The sequence below is a fragment of the Pseudonocardia sp. GCM10023141 genome (genome assembly GCF_042653605.1).
This window is the reverse complement of record NZ_JBHSIR010000028.1, coordinates 61,378-80,018: the sequence shown is the minus strand read 5'-3', so window position 1 is coordinate 80,018 and position 18,641 is coordinate 61,378. Positions and strand designations below refer to the sequence as shown.

Genomic DNA, 18,641 nt, shown 5'->3' with positions numbered 1-18,641 from the left:
GGCCGTCGCCGGGGGTCAAGCCGTGCGGATGTGATCTTCGGCGGCGATTCGCGCGCACCGGCAGGGCGGCCGTGGTCCACCCGGTGTTCACATGGTTGTATCGCAGCATGTCGGTCTCCGGTCGGACGCACGGCGCGCCATGACAAGCCCCCGCTCGCTCCCGGTCGTCGACATCTCGCGGTTCCGCGACGCCGGGGTCGACCGCGCCGCGTTCCTCGACGACCTGCGCCGTGCCGCCCACGACGTCGGCTTCTTCTACGTCACCGGCCACGGTGTGCCCGTTGCGGTCACCGAGGGGATCGCGGAGCTGGCCCGCCAGTTCTTCGCCTTGCCGCTCGAGCAGCGCCTCGAGATCGAGAACGTGCACTCGCCGCAGTTCCGCGGCTACACCCGCGTCGGCACCGAGCACACCGCGGGCGCGGTCGATCAGCGCGAGCAGATCGACATCGGTCCGGAGCGCGCCGCGATCGAGGTCGGCCCGGGTGATCCGGACTACCTGCGGCTCATCGGCCCGAACCAGTGGCCCTCGGCGCTGCCGCTGCTGCGCGACGTCGTGCTGCGCTGGCAGGCCGAGGCGCTACGGGTGAGCCGCGAGATCCTGCGCGCGCTCGCGGCGTCGCTGGGGCAGCCCGAGGGCTACTTCGACGCCTGGTTCGACGACGAGGCCGCCGTCCACGTCAAGATCGTGCACTACCCACCGCGCCAGGGACCCGCTCCCGAGCAGGGCGTGGGCAGCCACAAGGACTACGGCTACCTGGCGCTGCTGCAGCAGGACGACGTGGGTGGGCTGCAGGTGCAGGCGGTCGACGGGTCGTGGATCGACGCCACCCCGGTGCCGGGCAGCTTCGTGGTCAACATCGGCGAGATGCTGGAGATCGCGACGCAGGGCTACCTCCGTGCCACGCAGCACCGGGTGGTCAGCCCGCCCGCCGGGATCGACCGCTACTCGATCCCGTTCTTCTTCGGCCCACGCCTCGACGCCGTGGTCGAACCGCTGGTGCTCCCGGCCGAGCTCGCGGCGGCGGCCACCGGTGTGGCCGAGGATCCCGACAACCCGCTGCTCGCCCACTTCGGCGCCAACGCCGTGGTCGGCTGGCTGCGCTCGCATCCGCGTGTCGCGCAGCGCTGGTGGTCGGACGTGCTGGAGCGAGAGGCGTGACGACCGCACCGCCGCGTGCCTTCGAGACGCTGGCGCTGCACGCCGGTGCCGTGCCGGACCCGGCCACGGGGTCGCGCGCCGTGCCGATCTACCAGACCAGCTCGTACGTCTTCGACGACGCCGACCATGCTGCCGACGCCTTCGCGCTGCGGGACCTCACGACCCACGCCTACACGCGGCTGTCCAACCCGACCACCGCCGTCGTCGAGGAGCGGCTCGCGGCACTGGAGGGCGGCACCGCGGCCGTCGCGCTGGCCAGCGGGCAGGCCGCTGTCACGCTGGCGCTGCTGAACCTGGCCAGGACGGGCGACCACATCGTCGCCTCCGCCGCGCTCTACGGCGGCACGTACAACCTGCTGGCGCACACGTTCGCCGACTTCGGGATCGCCGTCTCGTTCGTGGCCGACCCCGACGACGTCGACGCGTGGGCCGCCGCGATCCGGCCGCAGACCCGCGCGCTGTTCGCCGAGACGCTCGGCAACCCGCGCGGCAACGTCCTCGACATCGGTGCCGTCGCCGCGGTCGCGCACGGCGCGGGCGTGCCGCTGGTCGTCGACAACACCGTGCCGACGCCGTGGCTGCTGCGCCCGCTCGAGCACGGCGCCGACGTCGTCGTGCACTCCACCACGAAGTTCCTCGCGGGCCACGGCACGGCGATCGGGGGCGTTGTGGTGGACAGCGGGCGGTTCGACTTCACCGCCGATCCGCAGCGCTGGCCCGGCTTCACGCACCCCGACCCCAGCTACGCGGGGCTCGTGTTCGCCGACACCTTCGGATCCGACGGGCTCGCGTTCGCGATGCGGCTGCGCACGAAGCTGCTGCGCGACCTGGGACCGGCGCCGTCGCCGTTCAACAGCTTCCTGCTCCTGCAGGGCATCGAGACGTTGCCGGTGCGGATGGATCGCCACGTCGCCAACACGCTGGCCGTCGCCCGCTGGCTCGAGGCGCGACCGGAGGTCACGGCGGTGCACTACCCGGGGCTGGCGTCGAGCCCGTGGCACGCCGCCGCGCAGCGCTACCTCCCACGCGGTTGCGGCGCCGTGCTCGCCTTCGAACTGGACGGGGGAGCGGGCGCCGGGCAACGGTTCGTCGGTGCGCTGCGCCTGTTCAGCCACCTCGCCAACATCGGTGACGTCCGCAGCCTGGTGATCCACCCGGCCTCGACGACACACGCGCAGCTCGACGCCGAGCAGCAGCTGGCCACCGGGGTCACCCCCGGTCTGGTGCGGCTGTCGGTCGGCATCGAGGGCGTCGGCGACCTCATCGACGATCTCGACCGTGGACTGGTGGCGGCATGACCCTGCACAGCACTTTCCCCGATGCCGGCAGCGGCGTCGACGGCTCCGCCACGTTCGCGGGTGTCCGCGGCGTCGTCCGCTACCGGCGGTGGCGTCCCGTCGGGAAGCCGGTGGCCGTCCTGCTCGTGCTGCACGGGCTCGGCGAGCACTCCGGGCAGTACGCCACCCTGGCGGCGGCTGCCACGTCGGCCGGCGTCGAGGTGTGGGCGCCGGACCAGGCCGGTCACGGCAACAGCGACGGCGAGCGGGTGCTGATCACCGACGTGTCGGACCTGGTGGCCGATGCCGAGACGCTGCTGCGGGTGGTGCGTGCCAGCCTCCCTCGCGTGCCGGTGGTCGTGCTCGGGCACTCGCTCGGCGCCACCGTCGCCACGCTGCTCGTCGGCGAGGTCCGCAGGTCGAGCGACGGGCGCGACGGCACGGCCGATGACCCCGCGTCCGACGTCACCGGGCTGGTCCTCGCCGGCTCGTCGTTGGGCGGCGCGAGCGGGCTGGAGACGCTGTTGGCGTCCGGGATCGACCCGTGGGAGCTGCGGAAGGACCCCGGCGAGCTGGTGCGCGACCCGGAGCAGGCCGAGCGGGTGCGCAACGACCCGCTCGTCTGGGCGGGCGGGCTGCGCCCCGAGACGCTGCGGGCGCTGGCGGCAGCGGCGCCGCGCACGAGCCGGCTCGTCACGGTGGGTGCGCTGGATCACCTGCCGGTGCTGCTGCTGCACGGCGAGGACGACGACATTGCGGGGGTGGCGGGCGCCCGGGCGGTGGCGGCGGCGCTGCCGCGTGGCCGGATCGTCACCTACCCGCTGGACCGGCACAACGTGCTGCAGGACCTCGACCGCGACGTCGTGCACGCCGAGCTGCTCCGCTTCGTCACGGCGCTCGCGGCCCGCGCCTGAGCGACGCCTACTTCGCGCCCCGGTTCTGCTGGCTCGCGTAGTAGGCCACCTTGCGGGCACGCATGACCTCGCCCAACGGGCGGTGCTCGGTCAGGGCGTTCCACGGGTCGAACCGGGCGTTCTCGATCTCCTCGTCGAGCGCGGCGTCGCGTTCCTGCTGGGGGATCGTGAGGCGGGCGACGGTGTGGAACGGCGACGTCCAGACGGCGGCGGCGTCCTCGATGGGCGTGCTCTGCTCGTCGACGAAGAACTGCACCTGGAACAGGTGCACCAGCGGCGCGTCGGCCAGGCGGGTGAAGACGTCGGCGGGCCAGTCGTCGCTCGCCGTGGGAGAGGGCCGGTCCGACGCCTTCTGCAGGCGCACCCGCACGGCGTAGGGGCCGCAGGCCAGCGGTGCGGCGCTGTAGAAGTCCTGGGTGGCGAAACCGGTGAACGGCGTCTTGAGCGCCCCCGCCACCTTGAGCAGCTGCGGCACGAGGCCCGGGCTGCGCAGCACCTTCCCGAGCAGGGCACCGGGGGTGGCACCGGCGGCGGTGACGACTTTGGCGAACGTCTCGCTGGTGGGGGAGCTGAAGTGCGCGTGGTTGATCAGCGCGAAGTCCTGGGACACGGCGGGCCCACCCCCGAGCACGGCAGTACCGTCCACGTCGAGCACCTTGATCGAGAACCCGCGGACGTCGGGCACCTTGTCGGGATCGCTGTTGAAGCCGCCGTTGGACAGCCGCAGCAGGGCGTCGTGGCTGCCCGGCCGCGCGAAGAGGCCGTGCCGGGCGGGCTCGGGCAGGTCGTCGAGGACCTCGAAGGTGGCGCGCAGCCCGAGCCGCTGCCGGCGATGCAGCGCCCGACCGTTGCCGAACTTCTCCGACTTCTGCTTCTGGAGCGCGGAGAACTGCGCGGCCTGGCGCTCGTGGCGCTCGGCCTCGCCGTCGGTGAGAACCTCTCGCCACGCGGTACTCGGCTCGGTCATTGCGGTCACGATGTCCCCCGGTGGTGAGGTAGGTGCTGCCCCGCGACGCGATCGCATAGATGATCTCACCGGCGGACGTCGCCCGGCGGGCAGGGTGCTCAGGCCGCGGCCGATCTCAGGTGGGTGGCGGGGTTTCTGCGGGGTACCTGCTCGGGGTCGATCCACGCCGGTGGGATGAACTCCGGTAGCCCGTCGCGGATCTGGATGATCCACTCGCTGTCGTGTTGCAGGCGGTGATGCGCCTTGCAGAGCAGGACGCAGTTGTCGAGGCTGTTCGGCCCGCGGTGGTCCCAATAGCGGATGTGGTGCCCGTCGCACCAGGAGGGTGGTCGGTCGCAGCCGGGCCAGGCGCATCCCTGGTCGCGGATGATCAGGGCTTTGCGGATGGCGTCGGGGATGGTGCGGGTGGTGCGGCCGATGTCGAGCAGCTGACTCGAGCCGCCGAGGACGGTGGGGATGATCCCGGAGTCGCAGGCCAACATGCGGAGCTCCTTGGCGGTGAGTGCGCCGCCGAATTCGAGCATCGCGGCCCGGGCCCGGTTCTCCAGGTCCTGCAAGAAAATGGTGACGTTGACATGCGGTCGGTGCCCGCCGCGGTGGGGGACGTCGCCGTGGTCGAGGACGAACCCGCAGACATCGGCCAGCGCATCGGCCTGGCGCTGCCCCACAGTGCGCAAGTCTTCTTTTTCGAGGGGCTTGGACTTGGCGTCGAGCAAGGCGGCGATCGTCGCGAACTTCAGCGCGCTGCCGAAGCGCCCCGAGATGGTGCCGCCGGACCCGTCCTTGTTGGGGCGGATCTGCAGGTCATCAACGGGCTCGGGGTCGCGGTCGTCGGGCTCGGGGCCGTCCTGGTCGAGCAGATTGATCAGCTCGGTGCCGTGGCGGAACAACCGATCCGGCGTCGTCGTCGCGGCGGTCGCGGCCAACTCGGCCTCGACGACGGCGAGGTCCCCGGCGCTGACTCGCGAAGCGGCAGAGCTCGACAGCACCTTGGCGATGACTTCGACATGGCGCAGCGTCACCTCTCCGGCGTGGAACGCCGCAGCGGTGGCGGGTAACAACGCCGGCAGCTCGGCGCCATCGAGCGCGACGCGCGGACAGACCTGCTCAGCGGCCACGGTATGGCGGCGGGCTTCGGCCCATGCGAACCCGAGCTGATCGACCAGGGCCCGGTTGACCGACTTGTAGCCGCGCTCGACGAACGCGCCCCGCCGCTGCAGCTCGGCCACGGTATCGACCGCGAGCACGGTCAGCTGACGACCGACTCCTTCACCGACCCGCAAGGCGGCGAGCCGCACGTCATCACTGCCGTTCTCGGCCACGGATCGCAGCGCAGCGGTCGCCTCGGCAAGGAGGCGATGCGCGTCGGCGACGGTAGCGGGGGACATGACCTCATCATACTCGAACACGCGTTCGATCACCAGCTGTTCGAGGGGTATTTCTGCAGCTCAGAGGCCATGCGCGTCGTATCGGCCGTGCGCGCGCAGCGCGCGCACCGGGGACAAAGTGCCCTCCCGTCGACCTGGCGAAGCCCGATCACGCGACCGCCTCACGGGCAGCCAGGACCCACAGTCGGACTGTTCTCAGGCCTGCCCGTGGGGCGGTCGCGTGATGGCCCTCTGGGAGGTCGACGGGAGGGCACGACCCCCCTCTCGGAGATCTGCCCCGCCGGCGAGGCGTCAGTAAAGCCGGGGTACGCCACCCATCCGCACCTGACCGGCGGCAAAGCCGGGGCACTCAACCCAACGCGACCCCGACGGACCGATAAATCCACGCACCCCGCCGACCTCAACTCGCGGGCCCATCCGTCGCAACTCGCAGGTCGATCTGTCGCAACTCGCGGTGCCATCCATCGCAACTCGCGGGTCCATCCGTCGCAACTCGCGGGTCCATCCATCCTGACCCGCGCCATGACCCCGCGCGGCTGCCACGGCGGACCCCCCATCGCGTGCCCGGATCGTGAAATCACCGTGTCGAGATCGCGAAATCAGCGTGTCGAAACGGCGAAATCAGGCGTCGTGATTCCGGCGACGCAGCCACCCGGCCTGTAAGAGTGCACAGTTCACCGCCGGAACTGGCACCATCGCGCTCTACCGCCGAGGGGGACGGGTGCAGCTGCTGCTGATCTCCGACACGCATCTGCCGGGCCGGGCGAAGGACCTGCCACCACCGGTGTGGGAGGCCGTCGACGCCGCGGACGTGGTGGTGCACGCGGGGGACTGGGTCTCCGTCGCGGCGCTGGACGCGCTGGAGGCGCGGGCCGCTCGGCTGGTGGGCTGCTACGGCAACAACGACGGCCCGGCGCTGCGCGCGCGGCTGCCCGAGGTGGCCAGGGTCGAGCTGGGCGGTGTCCGGTTCGCCGTGGTGCACGAGACCGGCGGCAAGGAGGGTCGGGAACGTCGCTGCGCCGCCGCCTACCCGGCCGTCGACGTGCTGGTGTTCGGCCACAGCCACATCCCCTGGGACAGCACCGCCCCCGGCGGCCTGCGGCTGCTCAACCCGGGTTCGCCCACGGACCGGCGCCGGATGCCGACGTGCACCTGGATGACGGTCGAGGTGGACGCGGGGGTACTGGGCGCGGTGCGGTTGCACCACCTGGGCGGCGGAGGCTAACTTAACGACTGATCAGTTGTGGACGGCCCGGGAGGACAGCACTCAGATGTCAGCTGACGACACCAGCGGCCAGGACTACCGAGCGCGGGTGCGGGCCTGGTTGCAGGCCAACGCCCCGACCGTGCCCCCCGGTGACACGCCTGCGGAGTACCTGGCCGCCGCCAAAGCCTTCCAAGCGGCGCTGTTCGACGCCGGGTTCGCCGGCATCAGCTGGCCGAAGGAGGCGGGTGGGCAGGGCCTCAGCCGCACCGAGCAGCAGATCTTCAGCGAGGAGGCCGTGGACTTCGAGCTCCCCGTCGGGCCGTTCGCGATCGGGATGGGCATGTGCGGCCCGACGATCGCCGACCTCGGTTCGGCCGAGCAGAAGGCGCGCTACCTCGCCCCGCTGCTGCGTGGCGACGAGGTGTGGTGCCAGCTGTTCTCCGAGCCCGGCGCCGGCTCCGACGTCGCCAGCCTGCAGACCCGCGCGGTGCTGGTCGACGACGAGTGGATCATCAACGGGCAGAAGGTGTGGACGACCGGCGCCCAGTGGTCGGACTTCGGCGCGCTGCTGGCCCGCACCGACCCCGACCGGCCCAAGCACGCGGGCCTCACGATGTTCGTGATCGACATGCACGCGCCGGGCGTCGAGGTCCGGCCGCTGCGGGACATGACCGGTCGGGCCCCGTTCAACGAGGTCTACTTCGACGATCTGCGCATCCCGGCCGACGCCGTGATCGGACAGGTCAACGCGGGCTGGCACGCCGCGGTCACGATGCTCGGCCACGAGCGCGTGTCGATCGGGGGCAGGCGCCGCGCCCGGGGCAACCCGCTGGAGTTCGCCGCGGTGGCCGAGCTCGCCCGCACCCGCGGCCTCGCCTCGGATCCGGTGATCCGCGGGAAGCTGGCCGATCTCTACGCCCACGAGCGCGTGTTGGAGCTGTTCAACGACCGGATGGTGCAGGAGGCCGCCGCCGGCAACCCGCCGGGCGCGCGCGGCTCCGTGGCGAAGCTCGCGGGCGCGCTGCAGGTGCACCGCGCCGTCGATGTGGCCGGCAGCATCGCGGGTGCCGGCGCGATCGCCTGGGACGAGGACGACCGCAGCGGCGACGAGCTGGCGCTGGCGATCAACTCCTCACCCGCGCTCAGCATCGCGGGCGGCACCAACGAGGTGCAGCACAACATCATCGGCGAGCGGATCCTCGGTCTTCCCAAGGAGCCCCAGGTCGACCGCGATGCCCCGTTCCGCACGCTCAAGGTCGGAACCCAGGGCTCGTGAGCCGGTCCCCGACAGCACATCCGCGACAGGAAGGTTCCGCCGTGCAGTTGGTGTTGGACGCCGATCAGCAGGAGCTGCGCTCCACCGTCCGCAAGTTCCTGCTGGACCGCTCCGGATCAGCCCAGGTCCGCGCCGCGATGGTGAGCGAGGCGGGCTACGACCGCGACCTGTGGCGCCGGCTGGCCGGTGAGCTCGGGCTCGCCGGGCTCGTGGTGCCCGAGGCCTACGACGGCGCGGGGGCCGGGCACGTCGAGCGCTCGATCGTGCTCGAGGAGCTGGGCCGGGCGCTCACACCGGCACCGTTCCTCGCCTCGGCGGTGCTGGCCGTCGACACATTGCTCGCGCTCGACGACGAGCCGGCTCGTGCGGAGTACCTGCCCCGGCTGGCCTCCGGTGAGCTGCTCGGCGCCGTCGCGATCGCGGAGGGCCCCGGCCCGTGGCACCCGGCCGCCCTCACGGCCACCACCGCCACCCGCAGCGGCGAGGGGTGGGTCCTCGACGGGCGCAAGACGTTCACGCTCGGCGGTGACGTCGCCGATATCGTGATCGTGCTGGCCACGACCCCCGACGGGCCCGGCTGGTTCCTCCTGGACGCGACGGCCGACGGGGTGACCAGGCGGACCCTGCGCACGCTCGACCCGACCCGGCGGCTGGCCCGGTTCGACTTCGCCGCGGCACCGGCCCGCGCACTCGCGTCGGACGATCCGGTCGCGGCGCTCGCGCTCGTCGCCGACCTGTTCGCGGTGGCGCTGGCCGCCGAGCAGGTGGGCGGTCTGCTGCGCGCCACGGAGATCACGGTCGACTACGCGAAGGTCCGCGTCCAGTTCGGCCGCACCATCGGCTCCTACCAGGCCGTCAAGCACGCGTGCGCAGACATGTACAGCGCGGGGGAGCAGGCCACCTCGGTGCTGCGCTACGCCGCGTGGACCGCCGACGCCGCCCGCGACGAGCTCCCGCTGGCCGCGGCGCTGGCCACCGCCTACATCGCACCGGCGGCGTTCGACGTGGCCGGCAAGGCGGTGCAGCTGCACGGCGGCATCGGCTACACGTGGGAGCACGACGCGCACCTGTACTTCAAGCGCGCCAAGTCCTCCGAGCTGCTGCTGGGCAGCAACGAGCAGCACCGGGCGGAGCTGGCGGACCGGCTGCAGATCTGACGGCGGCGGCCGGGTCAGCCGGGGTGGTCGACGATCCGCAGCGCGATCGCGGTGTAGCGCTGCACGAGCTCGTCGACCTCGACCGTGCCGCGGCCGGGCGCGGAGAACTCGGGCACGTACCACTGCGCGACGGCGTTGCAGGCGGCCTGGATCGAGCGGCGGGCATCCTCGGGGTGCGCGCACCGGAACGCACCGGAGCGCACGCCGCCGTCGATGACGTCGCTCCACACCGCGGTGGCGGCGTGTTGGCGCTCCTCGAGGCGCACCCGGTTGTCCGGTTCGAGGTTGCGCCATTCGCTCGCGTTGATCGCGCTCTCCACCCGGTGCCGCACCCGGTAGCGGACCGTTGCCGCCACGAGCGCGCACAGCCGCCGGGTGGGGTCCGTGCCGGCTTCGGACAGGTGCGAGTCGCAGATCCGCGCGTACTCCAGACCCGACTTCTCGATGATGGCGACGAGCAGGCTCTGCTTGCTCGGGTACCAGTAGTACAGCGCCGAGAGGCTCAGCCCGGCGCGCCGGGCGATGTCGCGGATGGACGCACCGTGGTAGCCGCGCTCGTCGAAGATCTCGCGGGCCGCGTCGGTGATGGCATCGCCGCCGGAGCCGCGCGGCACGACGCGCAACCCGGGCTCGGCGACGGGCGGCACCGGGCCGGGGACACCGCTGATCGGCCCAGGACTCATCGGCCCAGGATAGGGGCCGGCCACGGGATAGATTGCCGCCATGACCGCACCCGTCACCCCGGCGTTCACGCTGATCGACGACCGCGGCCGCGAGGTCACCGAGCGCACCTACCGCGGCCGCTTCATGTTGGTGTACTTCGGCTTCACCCACTGCCGGCTGGTGTGTCCACGGGCGCTCGAGCGGCTCTCGGCCGTGCTCGACGCGCTCGGTCCGGCCGCCGAGCAGGTGCAGGCCCTCTACATCACCGTCGATCCGGAGCGCGACAGTCCCGAGGTGATGCGTGCCTACCTCACGGCGCATCCGCGCTTCACCGGGCTGACGGGACCGGGGATCGAGGACGCGAAGGCCGCCTTCCGGGTGTTCGCCCGCCGGCGGCCCGACCCCGAGGACCCGGACGGCTACGCGGTGCCGCACACCGCCATCAGCTACCTGGTCGATCCGGAGGGCCGCTACGTCGACCACTTCACCGACGCGCTCACCGCCGAGGACCTCGCCTCCCGGCTGGCGGGCCTGCTCACGGTGTGAGCACACCCGTTCGGGCGTGCCGCCGACGGGCCGCACGCGGTTCGATCGGGACCTCGACGGTGAGGGGAACCAGCATGGACGGACCCGGTGACATCCTGCCCCGCGCGGCGGCCCGGTTCGGTGATCGCCCGGCGCTGGTCACGGCGGCACGCACCCTGTCGTTCCGGGAGCTCGACGAGCTGAGCTCCCGCGTCGCGGCGGCGCTGCACGCCCGGGGCGTCCGGGCGGGACAGCCGGTGTCGCTCTACGCGCAGAACCGGTGGGAGTGGGTCGTGGCCTACCACGGCGCCCTCAAGGCGGGCGCGGTCGTGAACCCGGTGAACGTGATGCTCACCCCCGAGGAGCTCGCGTTCGTGCTGCGCGACTGCGGGGCGGCCGCGGTGTTCACCGGCGCCGACCACGCCGCGGGGGTGGTCGAGCTGACGCGGGACCTGCCGGAGCTGCGCACGGTCGTGTCGTTCGGTGCTGGTGGCAGCGCTGCCGGTGGGGAGGCCGTCGCGGGCGCCGTCGCGTTCGACGAGCTGCTGGCCGCCGACGGGCCGGCGCCGGAGATCACCGTCGTGCCGGGGGAGGCCTCCACGATCGGCTACACCTCCGGCACCACGGGCCATCCCAAGGGGGCCGTGCAGAGCCACCGGGCCGTTCTGCTGAACTGTGCGCTGACGGCCACGATGCACGGGCGCACCGAGCACGACGTGGTGGTCACGGCACTGCCGGCGCCGCACGTCTACGGCAACGTCGTGATCAACGGGACGATACTGGCCGGTGGCACGGTGGTGCTCATGGACCGCTTCGCGCCCGGCGAGGCCCTGCGGCTGATCGAGGAGCACCGGGCCACGCTGTTCGAGGGTGTCCCCGCGATGTACGCGATGATGCTGGCCGCGCCGGAGCTGGCCGCCGCGGACCTGAGCTCGCTGACCCGCTGCACCGTGGGCGGCCAGACGATCCCGCTGTCCACGATCGAGCGCTGGGAGCGGCGCTCGGGCGCGCCGCTGATCGAGCTGTGGGGGATGACGGAGATCTCCGGGCTCGGCACCACCCACGCGCTCCACGCGCCTGCGGTGCCCGGTTCGATCGGGGTGTCGCTGCCCGGTGTCGAGGTGCGGGTCGCGGACCTGACCGACGTCACGCGGGACGCGCCGCCCGGCACGCCGGGGGAGCTGATGCTGCGCGGCCCGATCGTGATGCTGGGCTACCACGGCAACCCCGAGGCCACCGCCGAGACCATCGAGCCCGACGGCTGGCTGCACACCGGTGACATCGCCCAGCGCGACGACACGGGGCACTTCTTCGTGGTGGACCGGCGCAAGGACATGATCATCACGGGTGGGTACAACGTCTACCCGGCCGAGATCGAGCGGGTGCTCGCCGCGCACCCCGCGGTCGCCATGGTCGCGGCCGGTCCGGTCCCGGACGCGGTGCGCGGCGAGCTGGCCTGCGCCTACGTCGTGCTCGCCGGGGGTGCACAGGCCACTGAGGAGGAGCTGATCGCGTTCGCGGGCGGGCAGCTGGCGGCCTACAAGCGGCCTCGCATGGTCCGGTTCGTCGACGCGTTGCCGACCACGTCCACCGGCAAGGTCATGCGACGCGAACTGATCAAGTCCTACGCACCGTGATGGGCGCCGGTCCGGGGGCGGAGCACGCCGAGCTCGTCGCGCTCCTGGACCGCAACGCGGCCCTGCGTGCGGCGCTGCGCCTGCTCGTCGACGACGGGGCGGACGTCGCGTGGGTGGCCGGGCCCGGCGCGGGTGACCCGGACGGCGACCTGACGCTGCAGCAGGTGCTCGGCGACAGCACCGGGCTGCTGCGCGGGCTGGCGGTGCCCAGCGGGCTGGGGCTCACCGGGAAGGTGCACGGCGCGGGCCGTCCCGGGTGGGTGGACGACTACTTCGGCTCGCGCGCGATCACCCACACCTTCGACCGGCACATCGACGCCGAGGGCATCCGCAGGCTGCTCGCGGTGCCGCTGATCCGGAACGGGACGACGCTCGGCGTCGTCGCGGTCGGTGTGCGCACCGAGGGGCGCTTCGGCGACCGGGCGGTGCAACGGGTCGCCGCCGTGGCCGACCAGGCGGCGCTGGCCGTCTCCGTCGCGGAGCAGGCGCGCCTGGCCCGTCAGGTCGCGGTGCACGAGGAGCGCAGCCGGGTCGCGGCCGACCTGCACGACAGCGTCGGGGCACTGCTGTTCGCGATCGGGTCGGGGGTGGCGAGCCTCGCCGAGAACGCGGGCGCCGACCCCGAGCTGCGTGACCGGCTGGAACGGCTGCAGCGCCAGGCCGCCGACGCCACCAGCGCGCTGCGCGAGTCGCTGCGGACGCTGCGCGCGTCACCATCGGCGCTGGAGCTGGGCGTCGCGCTGCGGGCCGACTGCAGGGCGTTCTCCGATCGCACCGGGCTGCCCGCCGAGCTGGTGCTGCTCGACGACGACCCGCCCGCGCTGCCCCCGTCGCGCTCCGCGGTGCTGCAGGCGGCGGTGCGTGAGGCGCTGCTCAACGTCGAGAAGCACGCGCAGGCCGGCGCCGTGGTCGTCACGGTCAGTGGGCGTGGCGGGGCGGTCACGGTGGCCGTCACCGACGACGGCCGCGGCCTGGGCCCCGAGCACGTGCGCGGCATCGGGCTGACCACCACCGCCGACGCGCTCGCCCGGCTGGGCGGGTCCCTGCAGGTGGCCTCGGACCCGGAGGGTGGCACGGTGTGGCGGGCCCGGGTGTCGTGCTGAACCCGACGATCACGGTGGTCGTCGTGGATGATCACCCCGTCGTCCGTGACGGCGTCGCGACCCAGCTGCGGATGCACCGCGACATCCGGATCGTCGGGCACGCGGCGCGCGGGTCCGACGCCGTCGTGGTCTGCGCGCGCGAGCAGCCCGACGTGGTGCTGCTGGATCTGCGGCTGCCCGACATGATGGCCGTGGACGTGGTCCCGAAGCTGCTGGCGCGCTCCCCGCGGTCGCGGATCCTGCTGTTCACGGCGTTCCCCGAGCACGCCGCGGTGGCGCCGAGCCTCGCGGCGGGGGCCTGCGGGCTGCTCGTCAAGGACGTGGGTGGCACCGCACTGCGCGACGCGTTGCGCGAGGTGGCACGGACCGGTTCGTTGCGTCAGGCGGGTGCCCGGCACCTGGACGCCCCGATCACGCCGCGCGAGTACGACGTGCTGCGCCTCGTCGCGTCCGGCAACACGAACGCCGAGATCGGCACCGAGCTGGGGATCTCCGTGAACACCGTGAAGGCCTACCTGCAGAACGTGATGCAGAAGCTCGGCGCGCGCAACCGCGCGCAGGTGATCACCAACGCGCGCGGCCACGGCCTGCTCTGAGCGGGTTCCCCGCGGCCGCTACGGTGGCGGTGGGAGCCACGGTGGGGAGTGCACGTGACGGCAGGTGGTGCGGCGGCGGGGCGTCCCCGGCGCCGCTGGCAGGATCTCGCGGCCGCCGCGGCCGCCGAGCCGGAGCGCACTGACCGGGAGTTCGCCGACCTCGACGAGTCGGTGCGCCACCGGCACCTGCGGATCACGGGATCGGCCGACGGCCCGGTCCTGGATGATCTCGAGATCGACACGTCCGTGCTGGAGAAGGTGCGGCTGGTGGGCGGGCAGCTGCCGAAGCTGTCGCTGACCGACGTCGAGCTCACGGGATGCGACTGGTCGGGTGTCGACCTCGGGGACGCCCGCTGGGAGCGCACCACGGCGCGCGGCAGCCGGTTCGCCGGCTGCGCGGCCCCGGGTGCGGCGTGGAACGACGTGACGTTCGACGACTGCGTGCTGCCGGGCCTGTCGTTGCGGTTCGCGACGCTGCGCTCGGCCGGGTTCACCGACTGCGACCTGGCGCGGCTCGACCTCACCTCGGCCACGGTGCACGGCGCCACGTTCACGCGCTGCTCGCTGGTGGGCGCCACGTTCGGCGGCGCCACCGTCCGGCGGGTGCGGTTCGTGGACTGCGATCTCGGCGCGGTCAGCGGGATCGGGTCGCTGGCAGGCGCCCGCGTCGATCACGCGAGCCTGGCCACGATGGCGGCCTCGCTCGCGGCCGCGGCCGGGATCGTGATCGACTGACGGAGCGACCCACCTGAACGGGGGTGCCCGTGCTCGCCGAACGGGCCGACGATCCGTCGCGCCACTGTTGCCGAGGAGGGCTCACCATGTCGGAACAGATCCTGACCCCGCAGATCCTGACGGCTGAGCAGTCGGGCCACCTGCGCCATCTCGACAACCTGTCGCGGCGGCTGCCCAACGACTGGTCCGGGATGCAGGGCAAGGGCATCGGGCAGGACGACTTCGGCGGGTACCGCTTCCAGCTCGCCTACGCCGTCTACGCGCTGGCGCTGGCGCACCGCAACCGGCTGCCCGCCGCGCCCGGTCTGTTCCAGCCGACGATCCGGCGGCTGATCACGAAGCTGCTCGAACCCGAGGTGTGGATCTACTGGCGCGACACGAGCCGCGGCGGGGCACCGTTCAACGCCCACCTCACCGACCAGCTCGGTGAGGAGTGGGATCCGGTCGTCCGCGACAACATCATGTACAGCGCCTACGTCCAGTCGTGCGCGCTGCTGCACGACTACCTGTTCGACAGCGACGCCTACGCCCAGCCCGAGTCACTGGCGTTCGAGCACTGGTCGTTCTTCTGGGGTGGGGCACCGAAGCGGTTCGCCTACGACCGCAACTCGCTCAACGACCACCTCTACTGGCAGCTCGTGCAGAACGGGTACCTCGGCGTCGCGTGCGAACCCAACTGCATCTTCCAGATCTGCAACCAGCCCGCCATCCTCGGCTTCCGGCTGCACGACCTGATCTCCGGTGGCTCGCGCGCCGAGGAGGTCGTGGCGGGCTACGAGAAGGCGTGGGCCGACTTCGGCAGGCTCGACGCCGGTGGGCACTACAACACGATGATCTTCCAGGACTCGCACGTGGTGCGCGACAACGAGGCGCGCAGCGGCTGGGTCGACGCCTGGTGCGGCGCGCTGATGAACATGTGGAACCGCGAGTTCGTGCACGAGAACTACCCCCGCCAGGTCGCCGACCTGCTCGTGCAGGAGCCCGACGACACGCTCTCGGTGCGACCGACGATGCGCCAGGCCGCGGGCGTGCCCATGAACTACGACTGGTGCGATTTCGGCTGGACGGCCGCGTGGGCGTCGGAGATGGGCGACACGGCCACGCGTGACGGGCTGCTCGACCACGCCGACCGGTACATGGCGCCCACCGTCACCGACGGCGGGCGGCACTACCCCCGCAACGACACCTCCTACGACGCGGGCGGGCACTTCGTCGAGGTGGAGCCGATGACGGGCAACGTGCTGCTCGGCTACGCGCGGCTCAACGTGCCCGACGGGCTCTGGACGCTCTACAACAAGCCGCTCGACCGCGCGCACTTCGCGGCGCCCGCGCTCACGGCGGTCGACCGCGACGTCGACGTGAGCCGGGCCGAGATCGTCGACGGAGCGCTCGTCACGCGGCTGCAGCGGCGCTCCGACGTACCCGGTGACGGCACCGTCACCATCGGCCGCGCGCTGGGGCAGGGCCGCTGGCGCCTCGACGTCGACGGCGCCACCGTCGCGCAGGTCGACGGCGGCACCGTCACCCCGGTGGAGACGGCGGATGTGGCACACGCGGGCACCGACGGGATCGTCGTGCAGTGCGGTGCCGACCCGCAGACCGTGGTGCTGACCCGCGAGGCCTGATCTGTCGCGGCAGCACCCTCCTAGGCCAGCAGCGCCGCGGTGACCGCCGCGGCGCTGGCGACGACCGCGTCGCGGTGGCGGGCCAGGCGCTCCGTCTCGTCGGAGCCGTCGGGGTTGCGGATGGTGGGGGCGGTGGTGCTCCAGGCCTGCGCGACGGCCAGCGTGATCATCATCGCGTCCATGGCGCGCTCGGTGGTGCTGTCGTGGGCGCCGGCGAGCTCGGCGGCCTTCTGCAGGTGGGCGGCGAGCTCGGTGGGGGAGGCGTCGGTGCGCTCCAGCGCCTTCCACTGCGTGAGCCGCAGCAGGCCGGGGTCGGCGACGAGCTGGTCGAACAGCGCCCCGATGTAGCCGGGCAGGTCGTCGGGCGTGAACGGCACGAGATCGGCCAGCACGCGCAGCTTCGCGTCGAGCACGGCGTCGAACAGGGCGTCCTTGGACCCGAAGTAGGCGTAGATCGCCTGCTTGTTGGCCGCGGCGGCGGCCGCGATCCGGTCGACGCGCGCGCCCGCGAGGCCGCGCTCGACGAACTCCGCATGGGCGGCGTCCAGCAGCCGGGTGCGGGTCGCCGCGGAGTCGTAGGCCACAGCGCCCACCTTAAACCAACCGCCTGGTTGACATGCCTGGCTGCGCCACTTACGTTGAATAAACCATCTGGTTGGATTTATTTCGGAGGTCGGCATGGCAGCGACGACGTGGTTCGTGACGGGCGCATCGGCGGGCATCGGGCGGGCGGTCACGCGGCAGCTCCTGGAGCGGGGGGACCGGGTCGCGGCGACCGCGCGGACGCCGCAACGCCTCGACGACCTCGCGGAGATCCACGGCGACCGCCTGTGGCGCGCCGAGCTCGACGTCACCGACACCGCTGTGCTGCGGTCGGTGGTCGGGCGGGTGTTCGCCGAGCTCGGCCGGGTCGATGTGATCTTCTCCAACGCCGGGCGCGGCGCCTTCGGTGCGGCCGAGGAGATGACCGATGCCGCCATCGACGAGCAGCTGGCACTCAACTTCACCGCGCCGGTGCAGCTCGTCCGTGCCGCGGTGCCGTTGCTGCGGGCCCAGGGCGGTGGACGCCTCATCCAGACGTCCTCGATGGGTGGGCAGATCACCACGCCCGGCGGGAGCCTCTACCACGCGTCGAAGTGGGCGGTGGAGGGCTTCTTCGAGACCGTCATCGACGAGCTCGCCCCGTTCGGCATCGCGATCACGATCGTGGAGCCGGGCATCATCCGCACCGACTTCGGCGGTGCGCTGGACATCGCCGCGCCGCTTCCGCCGTATGCGGAGACGCCGATCGGCGCGATCCGGCAGTACATCGACGCCTCGGGCGGCAACCTCACGGCCGATGCTCCCGGCGATCCGGAACGGGTGGCGGCGGCGATCATCGCCTCGGCGGACGTCACGCCCGCCCCCCGACGGCTGGCGCTGGGCAGCGACGCCTACGCGGCGATCCAGGCGGCGCTGACCGGCCGGCTCGCCGAGCTGGAGGCGGGCAAGGTGGCGGCGTTCTCGGCGGACTTCTGATCACGGCCGGGCGAGCGGGGTCGGCTCCGGGCGGACGAAGATCGTAGTGTCGGACGGCATGGACATCGATCTGAGCGGGCGCACGGCGCTGGTCACCGGTTCGACGCAGGGGATCGGGCACGCGATCGCCATCGGGTTGGCGCAGGCCGGCGCCGAGGTCGTGGTCAACGGGCGGGATGCCGCCCGGGTGGCCGCCGCGGTCGGCCGGGTCCGGGAGAGCGCCCCGGGGGCCGCCGTGCGGGGGATCCCGGCCGACGTCGCCGACGACGAGGGGGCGGCCGGCCTGCTGGCCTCCCTGCCGGAGGTCGACGTGCTGGTGAACAACCTGGGCATCTTCGGGGCGCAGCCGGCGCTGGAGATCGACGACGCCGAGTGGCGGCGCTACTTCGAGGTCAACGTGCTGGCCGGCGTGCGCCTGACCAGGGCGTACCTGCCCGGGATGATGGAGCGCGGCTTCGGTCGGGTGTTGTCGATCTCCAGTGACTCGGCGGTGGTCACGCCGTTGGAAATGATCCACTACGGCGTCACGAAGACGGCGCAGCTCGCGGTGACGCGCGGGTTCGCCAAGGTCGCGGCGGGCACCGGCGTCACGGTCAACTCGGTGCTGGCGGGGCCCACGCACACCGGCGGCGTCGAGGCGCTGGTCGCCGAGATGGTGGGCGAGGACGTCGAGTGGGACGAGGCGCAGCGGCGGTTCATGCGGGAGAGCAGGCCGCAGTCGTTGCTGCAGCGGCTGATCGAGCCCTCGGAGATCGCCAACATGGTCGTCTACCTGAGCTCGGACCTCGCGTCGGCCACCACCGGGGGTGCGCTGCGGGTGGACGGTGGCTACGTGGACGCGATCCTGCCCTGACCTTTCCCTTCCCGGTCCCACGCTGATAGTGTCCACGGTGG

Annotated in this window: 18 protein-coding genes; 14 read left to right on the top strand and 4 right to left on the bottom strand. The window is 72.5% G+C overall.

Features of this window, described 5'->3' with window-relative positions:
* Positions 1-139 precede the first annotated feature (139 nt).
* Genes ACFPFQ_RS17325 through ACFPFQ_RS17315 form a run of 3 tightly spaced genes read left to right on the top strand, consistent with a single transcriptional unit; the run spans position 140 to position 3,350 of the window.
* Positions 140-1,159 carry an isopenicillin N synthase family dioxygenase gene (locus ACFPFQ_RS17325; protein WP_379619934.1) on the top strand — a complete coding sequence of 340 codons (1,020 nt, stop codon included), beginning with the start codon at positions 140-142 and terminating at the stop codon, positions 1,157-1,159.
* On the top strand, positions 1,156-2,457 hold the full coding sequence (locus tag ACFPFQ_RS17320; RefSeq protein WP_379619932.1) for an O-acetylhomoserine aminocarboxypropyltransferase/cysteine synthase family protein: 1,302 nt from the start codon (positions 1,156-1,158) through the stop codon (positions 2,455-2,457). The genes ACFPFQ_RS17325 and ACFPFQ_RS17320 overlap by 4 nt, the downstream gene beginning before the upstream one ends.
* Positions 2,454-3,350, top strand: a complete 897-nt coding sequence (locus ACFPFQ_RS17315; protein WP_379619930.1) for an alpha/beta fold hydrolase — start codon at positions 2,454-2,456, stop codon at positions 3,348-3,350. Before ACFPFQ_RS17320 ends, ACFPFQ_RS17315 begins: the two co-directional genes overlap by 4 nt.
* 7 nt (positions 3,351-3,357) lie before the next feature.
* On the opposite strand, the gene ACFPFQ_RS17310 is transcribed toward ACFPFQ_RS17315, so the two are convergent.
* Together ACFPFQ_RS17310 and ACFPFQ_RS17305 are read right to left on the bottom strand one after the other, a co-directional pair.
* Positions 3,358-4,317: a hypothetical protein gene (locus ACFPFQ_RS17310; protein WP_379619928.1), complete on the bottom strand. Its 960-nt coding sequence runs from the start codon at positions 4,315-4,317 to the stop codon at positions 3,358-3,360.
* 98 nt (positions 4,318-4,415) lie between these two features.
* Positions 4,416-5,738 carry an HNH endonuclease signature motif containing protein gene (locus ACFPFQ_RS17305; RefSeq protein WP_379619926.1) on the bottom strand — a complete coding sequence of 441 codons (1,323 nt, stop codon included), beginning with the start codon at positions 5,736-5,738 and terminating at the stop codon, positions 4,416-4,418.
* Between the two features lie 688 nt (positions 5,739-6,426).
* On the opposite strand from ACFPFQ_RS17305, the gene ACFPFQ_RS17300 reads away from it, so the two are divergent.
* Genes ACFPFQ_RS17300 through ACFPFQ_RS17290 form a run of 3 tightly spaced genes read left to right on the top strand, consistent with a single transcriptional unit; the run spans position 6,427 to position 9,345 of the window.
* Complete coding sequence (locus ACFPFQ_RS17300; RefSeq protein ID WP_379619924.1) at positions 6,427-6,930, top strand: metallophosphoesterase family protein; 504 nt, start codon at positions 6,427-6,429, stop codon at positions 6,928-6,930.
* 46 nt (positions 6,931-6,976) lie between these two features.
* A complete protein-coding gene (locus ACFPFQ_RS17295; RefSeq protein ID WP_379619922.1) occupies positions 6,977-8,188 on the top strand; it encodes an acyl-CoA dehydrogenase family protein in 1,212 nt (403 codons plus the stop codon).
* A gap of 41 nt (positions 8,189-8,229) precedes the next feature.
* A complete protein-coding gene (locus ACFPFQ_RS17290) occupies positions 8,230-9,345 on the top strand; it encodes an acyl-CoA dehydrogenase family protein (protein ID WP_379619920.1) in 1,116 nt (371 codons plus the stop codon).
* Positions 9,346-9,359: 14 nt separating this feature from the next.
* On the opposite strand, the gene ACFPFQ_RS17285 is transcribed toward ACFPFQ_RS17290, so the two are convergent.
* Complete coding sequence (locus ACFPFQ_RS17285; RefSeq protein WP_379619918.1) at positions 9,360-10,028, bottom strand: TetR/AcrR family transcriptional regulator; 669 nt, start codon at positions 10,026-10,028, stop codon at positions 9,360-9,362.
* Between the two features lie 40 nt (positions 10,029-10,068).
* Here ACFPFQ_RS17285 and ACFPFQ_RS17280 point away from each other — a divergent pair, with 40 nt between their 5' ends.
* From ACFPFQ_RS17280 to ACFPFQ_RS17255, 6 genes are all read left to right on the top strand, one after another.
* Positions 10,069-10,554, top strand: coding sequence for an SCO family protein (locus ACFPFQ_RS17280; RefSeq protein WP_379619916.1), 486 nt, complete (start codon positions 10,069-10,071; stop codon positions 10,552-10,554).
* A 74-nt stretch (positions 10,555-10,628) separates the two neighbouring features.
* On the top strand, positions 10,629-12,170 hold the full coding sequence (locus ACFPFQ_RS17275) for a class I adenylate-forming enzyme family protein (RefSeq protein WP_379619914.1): 1,542 nt from the start codon (positions 10,629-10,631) through the stop codon (positions 12,168-12,170).
* Positions 12,170-13,273, top strand: coding sequence for a GAF domain-containing sensor histidine kinase (locus ACFPFQ_RS17270; protein WP_379619912.1), 1,104 nt, complete (start codon positions 12,170-12,172; stop codon positions 13,271-13,273). The genes ACFPFQ_RS17275 and ACFPFQ_RS17270 overlap by 1 nt, the downstream gene beginning before the upstream one ends.
* Complete coding sequence (locus ACFPFQ_RS17265) at positions 13,249-13,869, top strand: LuxR C-terminal-related transcriptional regulator (RefSeq protein WP_379619910.1); 621 nt, start codon at positions 13,249-13,251, stop codon at positions 13,867-13,869. The genes ACFPFQ_RS17270 and ACFPFQ_RS17265 overlap by 25 nt, the downstream gene beginning before the upstream one ends.
* A gap of 54 nt (positions 13,870-13,923) precedes the next feature.
* Positions 13,924-14,604 (top strand): pentapeptide repeat-containing protein, encoded by a 681-nt coding sequence (locus ACFPFQ_RS17260; protein ID WP_379619908.1) that lies wholly within the window; start codon positions 13,924-13,926, stop codon positions 14,602-14,604.
* Positions 14,605-14,690: 86 nt separating this feature from the next.
* Positions 14,691-16,229 carry a hypothetical protein gene (locus tag ACFPFQ_RS17255; protein ID WP_379619904.1) on the top strand — a complete coding sequence of 513 codons (1,539 nt, stop codon included), beginning with the start codon at positions 14,691-14,693 and terminating at the stop codon, positions 16,227-16,229.
* 20 nt (positions 16,230-16,249) lie between these two features.
* On the opposite strand, the gene ACFPFQ_RS17250 is transcribed toward ACFPFQ_RS17255, so the two are convergent.
* Positions 16,250-16,813: a TetR/AcrR family transcriptional regulator gene (locus ACFPFQ_RS17250; RefSeq protein WP_379619902.1), complete on the bottom strand. Its 564-nt coding sequence runs from the start codon at positions 16,811-16,813 to the stop codon at positions 16,250-16,252.
* A 94-nt stretch (positions 16,814-16,907) separates the two neighbouring features.
* On the opposite strand from ACFPFQ_RS17250, the gene ACFPFQ_RS17245 reads away from it, so the two are divergent.
* Entirely contained in the window at positions 16,908-17,747 is an 840-nt protein-coding gene (locus tag ACFPFQ_RS17245; RefSeq protein WP_379619900.1) for an SDR family oxidoreductase, read from the top strand.
* 58 nt (positions 17,748-17,805) lie between these two features.
* Positions 17,806-18,600: an SDR family NAD(P)-dependent oxidoreductase gene (locus ACFPFQ_RS17240; RefSeq protein WP_379619898.1), complete on the top strand. Its 795-nt coding sequence runs from the start codon at positions 17,806-17,808 to the stop codon at positions 18,598-18,600.
* Positions 18,601-18,641: the final 41 nt, after the last annotated feature.